Below are 17,398 nucleotides of genomic sequence, written 5' to 3' on the forward strand. Positions count from 1 at the left end.
CTTTACTTATCTCAGTGTATTCATTGAGTAGATTAAGATAAGTACTCCAATAACTAAGAAAGTTTTACTCATGCGCCTAATCTCAATATCTTTTACAAAAATTATTAGTATTGTCGTCACTGCAAGCCTTTTATCGGCATGCGGATTTCATCTAAGAGGCGATTACTCAGTCCCTGACGAGTTAGGTTCGCTGTCGCTGACCAGTTACGACCAATACAGCACTTTGACCCGAATGATGAGATCACAACTGCGCATTAATGAAGTGAATATTGTTCCACCATCTGAAAATGTCCCAAATCTACATATTCTAGGGGAAAGTCTAGGAGAGCGAAATTTATCGCTTTATCAAAATACAACCGCCGCAGAAAAAGAACTTACCTTTACCGCATCATACCGTGTCACCATTCCTGATATCGGGGATAAGACTTTCTCTACTAGCGTCAGTCGTAGTTACTTGGAGAACCCTTTAACGGCACTGGCAAAGTCTGTTGAAAGAGATATGATCGAAGATGAAATGCGCCAGTTCACAACAGGACAAATTATTCGTCAAATGGCCCGTTTACGCTCCGATATAAAGGCTGGACATATTTTAACTAAAGAAGATCTTGATTCCCTTGATGAGCAAGACAAAGAAAGCACTTCCGATGTAAAGAGCACAGAGTAGTCATATCATGCGTCTTTTTGCTGAAAGACTTCCAGAGCAACTTAACAAGCAGCTGCAACCGGTGTATTTGCTATTTGGCAACGAACCTCTACTGCTGCAGGAGTCTCGTCAATCAATCCAGAAAGTCGCGAGCTCGCAAGGCTTTGAAGAGCGACACCGATTTTCTATTGATGCCAGTTGTGATTGGAACCTCATTTACCAGTGCTGTCAAAGCATCAGTTTATTCTCACCACGGCAGTTAATTGAAATCGAACTGCCTGATTCTGGTGTCAATACCACCATTGCCAACGCCCTATTCAACTTAGCTGAGATGATACATGATGATATCGTTTTGATAATCATGGGGACAAAACTCACCAAGGCTCAGGAGAATGCGAAATGGTTCAAAGCGTTTTATGCAAAAGGCTGTTGGGTAAATTGCTTATCTCCAGACCTCAGCAGACTACCTCAATTTGTCCAGACGCGTTGCAGGCAAATGAAGCTCAAACCTGATGCTGAAGCCCTTCATCTGTTAGCTCAATGGCATGAGGGTAACTTGCTTGCTTTAGTACAAAGTTTAGAAAAGCTGGCGCTTCTCTATCCTGATGGGCAACTAAACCTAATTCGGTTAGAAGAGTCGCTTAGTCGAAGTAATCACTTTAGTGCATTTCATTGGATAGATGCACTACTTCTTGGCAAAGCCAAACGCAGCCAACGAATATTGCGCCAGTTGCAAGCTGAAGGTGTTGAGGCAACGATTCTTCTAAGAACAATCCAGAAAGAACTCATATTGCTGCTTACGATACAACAAAAAATGCCTTCTCAGCCTATTGGAGCCCTGTTTGAGTCTCACAAAATATGGCAATCCAAACGACCTCTCTACTCTGGAGCATTAACCCGACTCTCGAAAAATAAAGTAATGCGACTAATACAACTCATTGCCAAAGCAGAAATAATCTCCAAAACTCAATATGAGACTTCCTGCTGGCCACTATTGCATCAATTGAGTACTGAGATGTGTCTACCTCAGGTTGAGTTATAAAATGCATGATATACTCTGCTACTTTTTTCTGTCTATAAAACGAGGACAATACTTTGCAATTTGAAGAACTGAATGAATTTTTGGTCGATAAAGCTGATGACATGAAAGCACAACAGATCCAAACCTTAGATGTGAAGGGAAAATCCAGCATTACTGACTTTATGATTATTTGCACTGGCACTTCAAAGCGTCATGTGAACTCGATAGCTGAACATGTGGCTAAAGAATCAAAAAACGCAGGTTTTGAACCACTGGGTATTAATGGTGATACTGAAGGAGAATGGGTAGTGCTCGACATGGGAAGCACCATAGTTCACGTCATGCAAGAAGAAAAAAGAGAACTTTATCAACTAGAAAAACTCTGGGGTTGATAAATGAAGTTACAGCTGATTGCAGTTGGAACCAAAATGCCCAAATGGGTTGAACAAGGCTTTCAAGAATACCAACGCCGTTTTCCTCATGATATGCCTTTAGAACTGGTTGAAATTCCAGCGGGGAAACGGGGCAAAAATGCCGATATTGCAAGAATTTTGCAAAAGGAAGGTGAAGCTATGCTAGCTTCTGTGCCGAAAGGAAATCGCATTGTTACTTTAGATATTCCCGGAAAAAAGTGGGACACACCACAATTGGCTCAACAGCTAGAGAGTTGGAAGTTGGATGGACGAGACGTCTCTATCCTCATCGGTGGACCAGAAGGCCTTGCGCCGGCTTGCAAAGCCGCGGCTGAACAAAGTTGGTCACTTTCTGCTCTAACACTCCCTCACCCATTAGTCAGAATAGTAATGGCTGAAAGCTTATATCGAGCTTGGAGTATTACCGCAAACCATCCCTATCACCGAGAATAAAGATCCGATGTTACGAAAGCGCACTAAGTTTAGAGATTATCAAGAAGAAGCAAGGCTATTTAAGGGCCGTGCTATCGCCGCTTTCGTTGGGATTGTCTCCATGGTTGGTATCTTAATCGCCAACTTATACAATATTCAAATCAATCAATATCAGGACTACAAAACGCGCTCCAATGACAATCGCATCAAAGTGGTTCCCATCGCCCCAAACCGAGGGCTAATTTATGACCGCAATGGAAAATTATTGGCAGAAAACCGTCCGGTATTTAGCTTGGAAATCATCCCAGAAAAAATCCAAGACATGTCAGGGACAATAGCACGACTAAGAGAGTTCCTTGAGATCACACCTGAACAGGTGGAAAGCTTTGAACGTGAGCGACGCCACTCTCGCCGATTTAAATCCGTGCCGATTCTGACACAATTAACCCAAGAGCAAGTGGCCAAATTTTCAGTCAATCAGCACAAATTTCCGGGTGTATCTGTCAATGCAAACTTAAAAAGACACTATCCCTATGGTGAAGTGCTCACTCACGTAATAGGGTATGTATCAAGAATTAATGACAAAGATATTGCCAGACTGACGAGTGAAGGAAAAGATGGCAATTACCAAGCAACGCGTGACATAGGAAAACTTGGTATAGAGCGCTACTACGAAGATTTATTGCATGGAACCGCGGGTTACCAAGAAGTTGAAGTTAACAGCCGGGGGCGAATCATACGCACGCTTAAATATATCCCGCCTGCCCCAGGAAAAGACATTGTCCTTAATTTAGACATTGACCTGCAGCTTTATATTCATCAACTCATTGAGAAACGCCGTGGAAGTGTTGTTGTGCTCGATCCCAAAGACAATGGCGTTTTAGCTATGGTTTCCAGCCCTAGTTACGATCCAAACGCCTTTGTCCATGGTATATCCAGCAAAGCCTACAATGAATTACTCAATAACAAAAACCGTCCGCTTGTCAATCGAGCGACCTTAGGCATCTATCCGCCCGCTTCGACGATTAAACCTTTTATGGCAGTTGCGGCACTTCAAGAGGGGATCATTACTCCTTATACCACACGCAGTGACCCCGGTTATTGGAAAATCCCTAATTCCAAAACAAAACCGTTTAGGGACTGGCTACGCTGGGGGCATGGTAAGGTCAATATCGTCAAATCCATTGAAGAATCTGTGGACACTTTCTTCTATCAAATCGCTTATGACATGGGCATCGATCGCATCTCTAACTGGATGATGATGTTTGGTTTTGGTGAAAAAACCGGTATCGATATCTATGAAGAAAGCAAGGCCAATATGCCAACCAAGGAATGGAAATTGGCCCGACATCGGGTACCTTGGTATCAAGGTGACACCATACCTGTCGGTATAGGACAAGGTTACTGGACAGCGACACCAATGCAGATTGCTAAAGCCACTTCAGTATTAATCAATCGAGGTGAAATCATGCCTCCTCACCTATTAAGAGGCACAGTAGACAATGGTCAGCCGTTTGAAGACCAAGTATTAGCTGAAGTTGATACCTACCCTCCAATTACCGGTGTTAAAAGCCGCTTTTGGGATTTGGCCATTGAAGGCATGCGTTTAGTAAATCATGGAAAAAAAGGCACTGCACGTCGTTCGTTTGATAAAACCCCTTATGAAAGCGGGGGAAAATCAGGAACGGCACAAGTATTTGGCCTAGGTGAAGATGAAGAATACAAGGCTGACGAAATTGCAGAACATTTGCGTGATCATGCCCTATTTACCGGCTTTGCTCCAATTAGTTCACCCAAATTAGTGGTAACGGTCGTATTAGAAAATGCTGGAGGCGGCTCATCACAAGCAGCACCTCTGGTAAGAAAAGTATTTGATCGTGTGTTAGTTAAAGAAGAGGCAAAATAATCATGGATTTTGATCCAGCTACAGGGCAAAACCGCGCGCTATTTGAACGCTTCCATCTTGATCTCCCTCTTTTACTCGGAATACTGGTATTAATGGGATTTGGTTTGGTTGTAATGTACAGCGCCAGCGGTCAAAATCTTGCAATGATGGATCGCCAAGCCATGCGCATGGGACTGTCGCTTGGCATCATGGTACTACTTGCTCAAATACCGCCTCGTACCTATGAAACACTGGCTCCTCTTATGTTTACACTGGGTGTTTTTCTGCTGCTTGGCGTGTTATTTTTTGGTGAAGCTTCTAAAGGAGCTCAGCGCTGGCTAAATCTTGGCTTCGTTCGTTTCCAACCATCTGAACTTCTTAAATTAGCCGTTCCTTTAATGGTTGCTCGTTTCATCGGTAAGCGCTCACTACCTCCGAGTTTTCAAACACTTGTTATGTCACTGGTTATGGTGTGCGTACCTACCATTTTGATTGCTAAACAACCCGATTTAGGGACGTCCATACTGATTGCTGCTTCTGGTATATTCGTTATCTTTCTCGCTGGAATTAGCTGGAAAATCATTTTTGCTGCCGTGTGCAGCCTGAGCGCTTTTTTGCCCATTTTGTGGTTCTTTTTGATGAGAGAATACCAAAAGGTTAGAGTTCGGACCCTCTTTAATCCCGAGTCAGATCCCTTGGGGGCGGGATATCATATCATTCAAAGTAAAATCGCGATTGGCTCAGGAGGTATTTCAGGCAAAGGCTGGTTACAAGGTACTCAATCTCAACTTGAATTTCTACCGGAACGACATACCGATTTCATCTTTGCCGTTATTGCCGAAGAGTGGGGACTGATTGGCATTTTAGTTTTGCTTAGCCTGTATCTATTTGTCATTGGGCGAGGTTTGGTTTTAGCCACTAAGGCACAAACAGCATTTGGCCGAATGATGGCAGGAAGTATAGTATTGAGTTTCTTTGTTTATGTTTTTGTTAATATAGGCATGGTTAGTGGTATCCTACCCGTAGTCGGAGTTCCATTACCTCTGATTAGTTACGGAGGTACATCAATGGTTACCCTAATGGCAGGGTTTGGCATATTGATGTCTATACACACTCATAGGAAAGCATTCTCAAAGGCAACATAAATGATTTTTCGTAATCTCGTACTCGGTATGCTTTGCGTCATTACCGTTTTTCTGGCTGGTTGTTCATCTTCTCCTTCAAAGCGTTATTCCATCGATGACGACCTCGCACCAGACTCACCAATTTCGGTTGAGCATATTGAAGACGCTCAACCACAATATGAACCCTACAGCGTTGGGGGGAATCGTGACTACACTCTAAAGGGACAGCGTTACTCTATCATCAAAGAGCCTCAAGGTTTTACTCAAGAAGGCATCGCGTCATGGTATGGCAAGAAATTTCATGGCCACCTCACATCAAATGGTGAGATATACGATATGTATTCAATGTCAGCGGCCCATAAGACATTACCCATTCCAAGTTATGTTAAAGTGACCAACAAAGATAATGGTAAAACCGCCATTGTAAGGGTCAACGATAGAGGCCCTTTCCATCCTGGGCGAGTCATTGATCTCAGCTACGCAGCGGCCACAAAACTCGATGTTATCCGCACCGGAACCGCTAACGTCAGGTTAGAAGTTATTTCGGTAGAAAAACCCACTGAACAACACAAACAAAAAGCCATTCCAAAGTTTGTCGTTCAAGTGGCATCATCACAACACGAAGAAAGAGTGCGAACTTTAGCCAAAGATTTGAGTCAAAACCTGTCAGTGAAAAGCTACGTGAACTCTGATAAAAATCTCCATCGTGTCTTTTTAGGCCCATTTGATGACTATTTGCTGACGCAAAAGGCGTTAGAACAAGTTAAGCTAATGGGCTATTCGAGTGCTTTTATAAAATCTCTGTAGTCCTCATACCAGTGTGAGGTATTTTGCTCACTGGCTTGGACAATTGTTTCTGTTAAGATATGGACAGTTAAATTAAACTTGTAGTCAATATGAAAAAAACAACGCTAATCAAATCCGTTTTTGCTTCTTCTATTGCCCTTTCTGCTACGTTCGCATCGTCTTCTTTCGCGACTCCGATAGTGGTACCTGATGCGCCTCAAATTGCTGCGAAAGGTTATGTTCTGATGGATTACCACTCAGGTAAAGTACTCGCAGAACAAGAAATGAATACAAAATTATCACCCGCTAGCTTAACTAAGATGATGACAAGTTACGTCATTGGTCAAGAGTTGGAGCAAGGCAATATTTCTCCTGATGATGATGTCACCATCAGCAAAAATGCTTGGGCAAAAAACTTTCCTGACTCTTCAAAAATGTTCATCGAGGTTGGTACTACCGTTAAGGTAAAAGACTTAAATCGCGGTATTATTATCCAATCTGGGAACGATGCCTGCGTCGCAATGGCTGAGCATATTGCAGGCTCTGAAGACGCCTTTGTGGATTTGATGAATGCTTGGGCTGACAGCCTCGGTATGAAAAACACTCATTTTGCTAACGTACATGGCTTGGACAACGATAACTTGTACTCCACGCCATACGATATGGCGCTTCTGGGCCAAGCATTGATTCGTGATGTTCCAGATGAGTACCGTATTTACTCTGAAAAAAAGTACACCTATAACGGCATTACCCAGTATAACCGCAATGGTTTGCTATGGGATAAAAGCATGAATGTGGATGGCATTAAAACGGGCCATACCAGCAATGCAGGATACAGTTTAGTCAGCTCGGCAACCGAAGGGCAAATGCGCTTAGTGGCTGTCGTCATGGGGACCAAGAATGCAAACGCACGTAAATCTGAAAGTAAAAAGCTGCTGAGTTACGGCTTCCGCTTCTTTGAAACTGTCGCACCACATAAAGCCGGAGAAACCTTCGTTGAAGAAAAAATCTGGATGGGTGATAAGGACAAAGTCGCCCTTGGTCTTGATCAAGACACTTATGTCACACTGCCTCGAGGCCAGGCTAAAAACCTTCAAGCTAGCTTTGTTCTCGAAAAAGAACTTGAAGCACCACTCAAGAAAGGCGACGTTGTCGGTAAGCTATACTATCAATTAGAAGGCGAAGATGTTGCTGAATACCCACTTCTTGCTCTAGAGGACGTAGAACAAGGCAGTTTATTCAGTCGTCTTTGGGACTATATTGTCATGTTGTTCAAAAGCATGTTTTAAGTATCCCAGCTTCAATAAGTTGAAAGCCGCATAGTTGCGGCTTTCTTTGCTATTGGGAGCTGTTGAGATTTTAGTTGAATAGCAGTACTATTTCGCGCTGGCTAAATGACATCCAATTTGGAGTTTCAAAATGTTGACTATCAACTCAGATGCAAAATTAAAAGATCTGCTTGAGTTCCCTTGTTCTTTTACCTACAAGGTGATGGGCTACGCTAAACCTGAGTTACCGGAAAAGGTCCTTGAAGTCATCCAAAGGCACGCTCCAGGTGACTATAGCCCGAGCGTAAAGCCAAGTGCAAAAGGCAATTACCACTCTGTCTCTATCACGATTACAGCCACAACGATTGAACAGGTCGAAACGCTGTACAAAGAGCTGGGTGAGATAGATATAGTTCGAATGGTTTTGTAAATTGAGTTTATAAAAACTGAATAAATGTTAAAGCAGCGTTTGAGCTGCTTTAATTATAAATATCAGATAGATATAAAACCTACATTTTTCAAATGGTTAAAAATATTTCTCTGACATATAGTCCCATAAACCGAACCAGTTTATAATTCGTGAACTTGATTAAATGACGATAGGATCAGGAATGCAAAACCAGCTTGTGGTAAAACACTTGGGACGACAGGACTATGAGCCTATTTGGCGAGCTATGCATGATTTTACAGACACTCGTACTGAAGATAGCAGCGATCAAGTCTGGCTTGTTGAGCACAATCCTGTTTTTACTCAAGGGCAAGCCGGCAAAGCCGAGCACTTAATCAACACCGGCGATATCCCGGTTGTACAAAGCGATAGAGGTGGACAGGTTACCTACCACGGTCCAGGCCAACTGGTTGCATATTTCCTAATTAACCTTCGTCGCAAAAAGCTCGGCGTCAGAGATCTCGTCACTGCGATAGAAACTCTCGTGATCAACACGCTAAAACATTACAATATAGAGTCGGCCGCACGACCAGATGCACCTGGTGTCTATGTTGATGGAAAAAAGATCTGCTCTCTGGGCCTTAGGATCAGAAAAGGTTGCTCATTCCATGGTTTAGCACTCAATGTAAACATGGATTTATCACCCTTTTTACGTATCAATCCATGCGGCTATGCGGGTATGGAAATGGTTCAAGTCAGTCAGCTTGGAGGACCAGATAGTGTTGCTCAAGTTGAACAGACCCTAGTTGACGAACTTGTCGCTTTACTTGGCTACGAGCACATTGAATTCAGCACAGAAGCCTCTCCTACGCGATGAGAAGCAAAGAGAAATAAGAAGCATGAGTAAACCAATCCAAATGGAAAAAGGCGTTAAATACAGAGACGCTGACAAGATGGCATTAATTCCAGTTAAAAATATGCCAACTGAACAAAAAGAAATTCTGCGCAAGCCAAGCTGGATGAAGATCAAATTACCGGCAGATAGTCAACGCATTCAGGAAATCAAATCTGCAATGCGTAAAAATAATCTCCACTCAGTCTGTGAAGAAGCCTCTTGCCCTAACCTAGCCGAATGCTTTAACCACGGAACGGCAACCTTCATGATCCTCGGGGCTATTTGTACTCGTCGCTGCCCTTTCTGTGATGTTGCTCACGGTCGTCCAGTCGCACCAGAAGTCGATGAACCGCAAAAACTTGCCCAAACCATTTCAGATATGAAGCTCAAGTACGTCGTGATCACATCTGTAGACAGAGACGATCTTCGCGATGGTGGAGCAAAACACTTTGCTGACTGTAACCGAGAAATCCGAGCCAAAAACCCCAATATCCGAATTGAAACACTTGTTCCTGATTTTAGAGGTCGGATGGATGTTGCACTTGAGCTAATGAAAGATAACCCACCCGATGTCTTTAACCACAACCTTGAAACAGCACCACGTCTATATCGTAAAGCTCGTCCCGGAGCAAACTACAAGTGGTCTCTTCAACTTCTGAAAAAATTCAAAGAGCAACATCCTGATGTCCCCACCAAGTCAGGATTAATGATGGGCCTTGGAGAAACAAAAGAAGAGATTATTGAGGTACTCAAAGATCTTCGAGCTCATGGCGTAACTATGTTGACCTTAGGCCAATATCTCGCTCCGAGCCGCCATCACTTGCCCGTTGAACGCTATGTGCCACCTTCAGAGTTTGATGAACTAAAAGAAATCGCGCTTAGTCTTGGGTTTACTCATGCCGCATGTGGTCCATTTGTGCGCTCCTCTTATCATGCAGACCTACAAGCTCAAGGTATAGAAGTCGGCTAACATTACCTATTAAACCGGACTTTAAGCACAAAAATATTATTAATACACAGGGCTGATTGAATCTATCAGCTCTTTTTATTGTTCACTTCTTGAATGAGACACCACTCTTCTATACGCTTAGCTCTACTAACGCTAAAACTGTATATATTCTCCAAGGGATAATTATGAAAAGACTAGGTTTTATTGCTCTGGCAATCACTGCTCTGACGGCTGGTTGTGCATCCAATACACAGCAAGACAACTTTCGAGAAGCTTCTTTTGAGCTCTGTAACACTGAGGTTGATTTGTACTCTGTAAGCGATGATGGCCGGGTAAGAATTGTCTGTGCCGATGGCTCTAAGTTTGCGTTGACCAGTGAAGCGACTCTTCAAACAATGCGTGATATCAACATTGATTACTGCCATGGTGAAGGACTCGGTAAGTTTAGTGAAAGTAGCAAGTACTACTCATTTAAATGTAAGTCCGGAACACTACTAAGCATCTCTAAATAATAGAAAAATAAAAGAGGTTGATGGGGTCCATCAACCTCTTTTAAACTTATCGTCACTGAATAATTAAGCGTATACTGGTAAACGCTTACAGATTTCCAAAACCTTAGCTTTCGTCGATGCTATCACCTCTTCATTGCCAAGATTATCCAGTACATCACACATCCAATTAGCAAGTTCTTTCGCATCTTGTTCTGTGAAACCACGGCGAGTAATCGCTGGAGAGCCAACACGTATACCCGATGTCACAAACGGACTACGAGGATCATTCGGTACCGAGTTTTTATTGACGGTAATATTCGCAGCGCCTAACGCGGCGTCAGCGTCTTTCCCTGTAATGTCTTTGTCAATCAAATCAACCAAAAACAGGTGGTTCTCAGTGCCATTTGAGACAATTTTATAACCACGTTCTTGGAACTGGGCAACCATTGCCTTAGCATTTTTAACAACACGCTCTTGGTAGGCTTTAAACTCAGGCTCCATCGCTTCTTTAAAAGCAACCGCTTTACCTGCGATGACATGCATCAATGGACCACCTTGCCCACCTGGGAATACCGCAGAATTGAGCTTTTTATACATTTCTTCACCGGCGTTAGAAAGAATCAAGCCGCCGCGAGGTCCTGCCAATGTTTTATGCGTTGTCGTTGTCACCACATGAGCATGTGGAACGGGGGTTGGGTATACACCAGCGGCAATGAGACCAGCAACGTGAGCCATATCCACAAACAAGTAAGCATCAACCTTATCCGCAATTTTACGCATACGCGCCCAATCAACGATCTGTGAGTACGCGGAGAAACCACCGATGATCATCTTAGGTTTATGCTCTAATGCAAGCGCTTCCATTTCGTCATAATTGATCTGACCAGCTTCATCGATACCATAAGGAATAACGTTATAGTGCTTGCCTGAGAAGTTAACAGGTGAGCCGTGAGTCAAGTGACCACCGTGTGCTAAGCTCATTCCCAGCACAGTATCTCCAGGGTTAAGAAGTGCCATATATACTGCACTATTCGCTTGTGAACCTGAATGAGGCTGAACATTGGCATACTCACAGCCAAACAACTGACATGCACGGTCAATTGCTAGCGCTTCCGCTTTATCAACATACTCACAACCACCGTAGTAACGCTTACCTGGGTAGCCTTCTGCATACTTATTAGTAAGTTGAGAACCTTGCGCTTCCATCACACGAGGACTGGTATAGTTCTCTGACGCGATAAGTTCAATGTGCTCTTCTTGACGACGAGTTTCTTCTTGGATCGCTGCGAACAGTTCCGCATCATAATCTGCGATATTCATATCACGCTTTAGCATCTGTATCTCCTGACTCAGAGTTAAACTGAAAAAAACCACGAATGACGGTATTGATCTACGTTATTTGACTCACGCAAACGTTTGCATCATGTTAATAGCGCGCATTCTACATAATTTGATCATAGCCATAAAGAGAAAATTATACTTTTTATCATGAAGGATTTTCATGATGTACAGCAGAAGGTGTCACTTATTGTTGCCAAAAAATCGGATAGATAACATAAGTGTCAATTTTTCGCTTTACGCTTCGTAAAATGACAAATACATAGGTTTACCTGAAATTTATCTACCAAGCTACCGAAATCGACTTTTTTTCACTACTATGCCAAGCCTTATTTACTTTTTTATTTTTATAAATGAGCAAACATTCAACAAAAGAAGACTGGATCGCCATTTTGACTGGGACATTTCTAGTCGCCCAAGGTATTTTTTTTCTTCAGTCCGCTACACTATTAACGGGCGGTACAACAGGTCTAGCCCTTTTGCTCGATCAATTTATCCCGCTTTCTTTTGGAACCCTTTACTTTGGTACCAATTGCCCATTCTATTTATTGGCATGGCGGCGTTTTGGGGCCCAATTTGCTCTGAGAAGTATCGTTTCTGGCGCTCTTGTTTCTGTGCTTTCTGATCATCTTTATCTGGTTATTAGCCTTGATGCCATTAACAAGGTTTATTGCGCTGTCGCAGGGGGGATGTTAATGGGCCTAGGCATGCTGATTTTATTTCGTCACCGCTCAAGCCTAGGCGGGTTTAATGTACTTTGCTTATTTATCCAAGATAAATATGGTATTTCAGTCGGCAAATGTCAGCTCTCTATTGACTGCTGTATTCTCATTATTTCGTGCCTTTTTATGCCCCCGACTACTATTGGCTTATCTGTTCTTGGCGCCATTTTACTCAATCTAGTACTGGCAATGAATCACAAGCCTCATCGCTACATAGTGAGCTATGGCGAATACAAAACTAAAACCCCTTAGTCTTGATAAAAGACTAAGGGCTAGACAATATTTAATGTGATCTTCGCGCTTTAACATCATGGCTGAGCTCTCTGTTTAGCTCAGCTTCCACATGCCCTGGAGCTTGTGTTGATGACGATATAAGTCGATACATGGCAGGAATCACAAACAAGGTGACTAAGGTCGCAAATGCCATTCCAAAAAAGATCACTGTCCCGACGGCCACTCTACTTTCGTACCCCGCGCCAGTAGAGAGAATCAGTGGTACTGCGCCGGCTAAGGTAGTAAACGCCGTCATCATAATTGGCCGCAAACGGCGAGCAGAGGCATCAACAATCGCCTTTTCAAACTCAAACCCTCTATCGCGTAATTGGTTGACAAACTCAACAATTAATATGCCATTTTTAGTGACCATGCCAATCAGCATTATCATCCCGATCTGACTATAGATATTGAGCCCCTGTCCCATCACGAGTAATCCCAAAAATCCGCCAAATACGCCCATAGGCACAGTAAACATAACCACTAAAGGATTAATAAAGCTCTCAAACTGCGCCGCTAAAACAAGATAAGCAACCAGTAAAGCGAGGCCAAATACCAGTAAGATACTCGATTGATTTTCCATATAGTCTTTGGATTCTCCTGCATAACTTACCGAGATATCGCCGGGCAATATGTCCATGGCTTGCTGATCCAAATAATCAAGTGCCTCGCCCAAGGTATATCCCTCAGATAAGTTGGCCGTTATGGTGATCGACTTTTGTTTGTTGTAGTGGGACAAACGGATCGAAGACGCAACCTCTTCAATTTGAGTAACGGCATCTAAAGTCACTAATTCACCAGAACTGGTTCTTAAGTATATTTGGCTGAGGTCCGTGGCATTATTAAAACTATTTTCATCGCCACGTAAGTAAACATCGTACTCTTCTCCGCGCTCAATAAAGGTAGTCTCGCTTTTCCCACCAAGCATAATCTCCAGCGTTTCAGAAATATCTGAAATACTAATTCCGAGTTCGGCAGCACGCTGCTTATCGACATTAACCACCAGCTCAGGCGTGCGCTCGGAGTAATCAATATCAGCGCCTTCCATCATAGGAGAGGCCTCGGCAAGCTGCTCGAGTTTTTCAGCCCAAATTTTCAGCTCTGCATAATCAGCCCCTCCTAAAACGAACTGCACTGGCTCACTCGAGCCTCCGCGAAAGCCTGGCATAAATGGAAATATTCGCACGTCAGGTATGCCCACAAGCGCCTTTTTAACCTCAGCCAAAGCTTGTGACGCAGTGACATCACGATCGTTCCAATCATCCAGTATCATGATCACAAACCCAGTTTGATCACCTGCATTACCGCCAAACGCAGGCGACTGGATACTAAATGATTTGAGAAAACCTTCCCCTAGCATGGGCAGTAAACGCTGCTCAACCAGCTCCATATTATTCGCCATGCGGTTGTAACTGGTTGCGTCCGCTCCTCTGACAAATGCAAATACAACGCCACGGTCTTCAAATGGTGCCAATTGCGAAGGCACTTGCAGCATCAATCCCCAACTTCCAGCGACACAACTAATGATGACAATGGGTGCCGCCCAAGTCCATTTTAAAGCCCTGACAAGAAGCGCTCGATAGCCCGCTTCAAGACATGAAAAGACCCGGTCAATGAATACGTTAAATCGATTGGGTTTCACATTAACTTTCAGAAGATGACTACTAAGAACTGGGGTCAAGGTCAAGGCAATCAGGGATGAAAATATCACCGCCATGGCGAGTAAAACAGAAAACTCGGTAAATAGGAGTCCGACCATGCCATCCATAAACGAGATCGGCAGAAAGACCATTACTAACACCAATGTGGTCGCCACTACAGCAAACCCCACTTCTCTGGTGCCCTTGTAAGCAGCCAGAAGAGGCTTTTCTCCCCGTTCTATATGGTGGAAAATATTCTCCACGACCACGATGGCATCATCAACCACTAACCCTATCGACAATATCAATGCCATTAAAGTAATGAGGTTAACTGAAAAACCAAAATAGTAAGCTGCAATAAAAGATGATATTAGTGCGACAGGCACTGTCACCGCGGGAATCAAGGTTGCTCTGAGTTGACCTATGAAGATATAAAGCACCAGAATGACAAGCCCACCAGTAATAAATAAAGTGCTATAAACTTCTGTGATAGAGCGCTCAATAAACACCGTTGAGTCATAGTCAATAGCAAGGCGAGTACCTTCGGGCAAAAATTTCTGGATTTTCTCCACTTGCTCGTGAACGCGCTCTGCGACCTCAAGAGGATTTGCATCCGACTGGGGGACGATCCCCATACTCACATTAACGACACCATCACTTTTGAAGGTCGAACTCTCATTTTCGGCGCCAATAAACACATCAGCAACATCTTTGAGATAAATCGACGTATTGTCACTGGCTCGCTTGACAACTAAGTACTCAAAATCTTCCGCTTGGTTGTAACTTCGAGCCGTTCTAACAGACATAACAATTTGATCATTACGCACTTCCCCACCCGGACTTTCAATATTTTCACGATTGAGTGCATCAGTAATATCGGCAGTTGTCACTCCGCGACCAGCCATCTCAGCAGGTTTGAGCTTGACATACATGACCTTGTACAATCCACCTGAGACTTCAACAGAGCTGACCCCAGAGATTAAGCTAAACCTATCAAGCAGCACACGATCGACATAATCGGTTAATTGTGTACGATCCATTTGCGAAGAGCTCAAGTTAATATAGAGAGAGGCCTCACCTGAGCCATTGTCCTTAAAAACCACAGGATCGTCGGCCTCATCAGGCAAAGAGCGCTGAGCTCTAGAGACCGCATCTCGAACATCACTCACACCAGTTGTCAGGTCATAACCTAGCTCAAAGGTAATCATGATCCTCGACATGCTATTTCGTGTGGTCGATTCAATTTGGTCAATACCACTAATACCGGATAACTGATCCTCTAACACTGACGTAATTTGACTTTCCACTATGGTGGCAGAAGCACCTTCATATCGCGTACTAATTGAAACGACGGGGCTTTCGATATCCGGCATTTCGCGCACAGCTAATTTGTTGAATGAGACAAAGCCAAACACACATAACAACAAACTCAGAACAACAGCAGCAACGGGGCGTTTTACTGCTACATCAGACAACCACATCAGAGCACTCCTTTCTGGGTCGACTTGTCTGAGACGGTATTCTGCCCCAGCTCACTCACTGTCACCCCATCGCGCATATTCACTATACCTTGCACAACGATTTTGTCGCCAATGGATACCCCTTGCTCTATCACCACCTGATTACCGATACGAGCACCTAACAAGACTTCTGTGCGCTTGGCCTTGCCCTTGTCATCGACAACATAGACATAACGCTTGGTTCCTGAATATTCGAGAGATTGGACTGGAATAATTGGGGCTTCTATTGCAGGAAAAGCCATGGTAGCTGACACTAACATGCCTGGTTTAAGTTCAGCCGAAGAATTGGGGAAATGAATCCGAACTCTTAAATTTAACGTCTCACGATTAATTCTTGAATCAACGCCGACGACTTGCCCTCGAAACTCTTGCTTGCCCCATGCTGCCGTTGTCGCCAAGACCACCATGCCTTTAGAAATTTGTGACAAATAGCGTTCAGGGACTTGCAGATCCAGTTGCATCACCGAGAGATCATCCAAGGTAACAAGATCATCGCCTGACGTGACTAATTTTCCAAGGCTGAAGTCAATAAAACCTACCGTACCAGAAAAAGGGGCTTTGATATGCAAATCACTCAAATTCGCTTTCGCCGCATCCAGACGAGCTCTTGCAATCGCAACGCTCGCTTTCTGTGCATCTATCTCAGTTTGAGTAATGGCGTTACTTTTGGCCAAACGCTCAAATTCTTTGAGTTTGCGCAGCTCATCATCGAGATAAGCGTTGGCCTCTGCAATACTCGCTTTGGCCTTGTCATCCTCTAACTGAATCAGCAACTGACCAGCCTCAACTTGCTGATTGGCTTTTATTGCAATGTTGTCCACTCTTCCCGTCACTTCAGACGCAATAACCACGGACTGCTTTGCTTCAATCTTACCGACTAAGGTTAACGACTGAGAAACTTGATGGCTCTCAACATCTTCTGTAATCACAGTGATGGCTTTTGTTTGCTCGCCTCTGGCAAAAGACAATGACGAGTGAGTTACGGAAAATAAAGAAAAGAGGGTTAAAATAATTATTTTTTTCATGATTCCATTCTGCATCAATAAGCTGCATATAGTTTATATGCTAAATAGCATTAAAAACGTCAAGCAATGTAAAGAGACAGAAATAAACTGTAAGTTTCGACTTTCTTTCCACCAAATCATTCACACCTCTATTCACTAGAGACAATTATTCAACCCTTTATCCTATTTAGAGCAATTTATAACCCTCAACATCATCAAAATATACTCAATTTGAGCAGCAAACTTCACTCACCAATGTGGCTAAAGTGTCTTAAATACAGCAAAAATTGTACTAAGAGAATGAAATTTAAGAAAAAATAATCTCATCCGTATCATATTAATACCAATTACTCGCATCTTTGCCCAAAAAGGCAGCATTCAATTCAAAATTACAAGAAAAGGCTTTACAGCTTTAGCGAGTTTGCTATGATTCTGTCCTCGCTTGATTGATGCGTTGGGAAAACATCAGTTAAGGATAAAAATACTCTGGAGGGGTTCCCGAGTGGCCAAAGGGATCAGACTGTAAATCTGCTGGCACTGCCTTCGATGGTTCGAATCCGTCCCCCTCCACCATATTCAACGCTTGATTGCTGTGTTGGGAAAACA

16 protein-coding genes and 1 tRNA gene are annotated in these 17,398 nt (G+C 43.4%); 14 read left to right on the plus strand and 3 right to left on the minus strand.

The genetic code is table 11. The annotated features are described in order from the left end of the window. Positions 1-70 precede the first annotated feature (70 nt). The 12 genes from QQK21_RS02940 to QQK21_RS02995 all read left to right on the plus strand — a co-directional run bounded on the left by QQK21_RS02940 (position 71) and on the right by QQK21_RS02995 (position 10,316). Positions 71-664: an LPS-assembly lipoprotein LptE gene (locus QQK21_RS02940; protein WP_284190701.1), complete on the plus strand. Its 594-nt coding sequence runs from the start codon at positions 71-73 to the stop codon at positions 662-664. 7 nt (positions 665-671) lie between these two features. After that, positions 672-1,685, plus strand: coding sequence for a DNA polymerase III subunit delta (gene holA, locus QQK21_RS02945; RefSeq protein WP_284190702.1), 1,014 nt, complete (start codon positions 672-674; stop codon positions 1,683-1,685). A 53-nt stretch (positions 1,686-1,738) separates the two neighbouring features. Then, the gene (gene rsfS, locus QQK21_RS02950) at positions 1,739-2,056 is read left to right on the plus strand and encodes a ribosome silencing factor (protein WP_284190703.1); all 318 of its coding nucleotides are present in this window, start codon (positions 1,739-1,741) and stop codon (positions 2,054-2,056) included. Positions 2,057-2,059: 3 nt separating this feature from the next. Continuing rightward, positions 2,060-2,530 carry a 23S rRNA (pseudouridine(1915)-N(3))-methyltransferase RlmH gene (gene rlmH / locus QQK21_RS02955; RefSeq protein WP_284190704.1) on the plus strand — a complete coding sequence of 157 codons (471 nt, stop codon included), beginning with the start codon at positions 2,060-2,062 and terminating at the stop codon, positions 2,528-2,530. Positions 2,531-2,537: 7 nt separating this feature from the next. After that, the gene (gene mrdA / locus QQK21_RS02960) at positions 2,538-4,415 is read left to right on the plus strand and encodes a penicillin-binding protein 2 (protein ID WP_284190705.1); all 1,878 of its coding nucleotides are present in this window, start codon (positions 2,538-2,540) and stop codon (positions 4,413-4,415) included. Between the two features lie 2 nt (positions 4,416-4,417). Beyond that, positions 4,418-5,539, plus strand: coding sequence for a rod shape-determining protein RodA (rodA, locus tag QQK21_RS02965; RefSeq protein ID WP_284190706.1), 1,122 nt, complete (start codon positions 4,418-4,420; stop codon positions 5,537-5,539). Beyond that, positions 5,540-6,325, plus strand: coding sequence for a septal ring lytic transglycosylase RlpA family protein (locus tag QQK21_RS02970; protein WP_284190707.1), 786 nt, complete (start codon positions 5,540-5,542; stop codon positions 6,323-6,325). It begins immediately after the preceding gene. 89 nt (positions 6,326-6,414) lie between these two features. After that, positions 6,415-7,593 (plus strand): serine hydrolase, encoded by a 1,179-nt coding sequence (locus QQK21_RS02975; protein ID WP_284190708.1) that lies wholly within the window; start codon positions 6,415-6,417, stop codon positions 7,591-7,593. Between the two features lie 130 nt (positions 7,594-7,723). Further along, complete coding sequence (gene ybeD / locus QQK21_RS02980; protein WP_284190709.1) at positions 7,724-8,002, plus strand: DUF493 family protein YbeD; 279 nt, start codon at positions 7,724-7,726, stop codon at positions 8,000-8,002. A gap of 181 nt (positions 8,003-8,183) precedes the next feature. Then, entirely contained in the window at positions 8,184-8,837 is a 654-nt protein-coding gene (lipB, locus tag QQK21_RS02985) for a lipoyl(octanoyl) transferase LipB (protein WP_284190710.1), read from the plus strand. Between the two features lie 22 nt (positions 8,838-8,859). Further along, on the plus strand, positions 8,860-9,825 hold the full coding sequence (lipA, locus tag QQK21_RS02990; protein WP_284190711.1) for a lipoyl synthase: 966 nt from the start codon (positions 8,860-8,862) through the stop codon (positions 9,823-9,825). 164 nt (positions 9,826-9,989) lie between these two features. Beyond that, positions 9,990-10,316, plus strand: a complete 327-nt coding sequence (locus QQK21_RS02995) for a hypothetical protein (protein ID WP_284190712.1) — start codon at positions 9,990-9,992, stop codon at positions 10,314-10,316. A 63-nt stretch (positions 10,317-10,379) separates the two neighbouring features. Here QQK21_RS02995 and glyA read toward each other — a convergent pair whose 3' ends face one another. Beyond that, entirely contained in the window at positions 10,380-11,630 is a 1,251-nt protein-coding gene (glyA, locus tag QQK21_RS03000; RefSeq protein WP_284190713.1) for a serine hydroxymethyltransferase, read from the minus strand. A gap of 356 nt (positions 11,631-11,986) precedes the next feature. Between glyA and QQK21_RS03005 the strand changes: the two genes are divergently transcribed. Then, on the plus strand, positions 11,987-12,607 hold the full coding sequence (locus QQK21_RS03005) for a DUF6198 family protein (RefSeq protein WP_284190714.1): 621 nt from the start codon (positions 11,987-11,989) through the stop codon (positions 12,605-12,607). 31 nt (positions 12,608-12,638) lie between these two features. On the opposite strand, the gene vexH is transcribed toward QQK21_RS03005, so the two are convergent. After that, positions 12,639-15,749 (minus strand): vibriobactin export RND transporter permease subunit VexH, encoded by a 3,111-nt coding sequence (gene vexH / locus QQK21_RS03010; protein ID WP_284190715.1) that lies wholly within the window; start codon positions 15,747-15,749, stop codon positions 12,639-12,641. Continuing rightward, on the minus strand, positions 15,749-16,813 hold the full coding sequence (locus QQK21_RS03015) for an efflux RND transporter periplasmic adaptor subunit (RefSeq protein ID WP_284190716.1): 1,065 nt from the start codon (positions 16,811-16,813) through the stop codon (positions 15,749-15,751). The genes vexH and QQK21_RS03015 overlap by 1 nt, the downstream gene beginning before the upstream one ends. Before the next feature lie 467 nt (positions 16,814-17,280). Between QQK21_RS03015 and QQK21_RS03020 the strand changes: the two genes are divergently transcribed. Further along, positions 17,281-17,365: transfer RNA gene (locus QQK21_RS03020), tRNA-Tyr, on the plus strand. Positions 17,366-17,398: the final 33 nt, after the last annotated feature.

The sequence above is a fragment of the Vibrio zhanjiangensis genome (assembly GCF_030161235.1).
Classification (GTDB): Bacteria; Pseudomonadota; Gammaproteobacteria; order Enterobacterales; family Vibrionaceae; genus Vibrio; species Vibrio zhanjiangensis.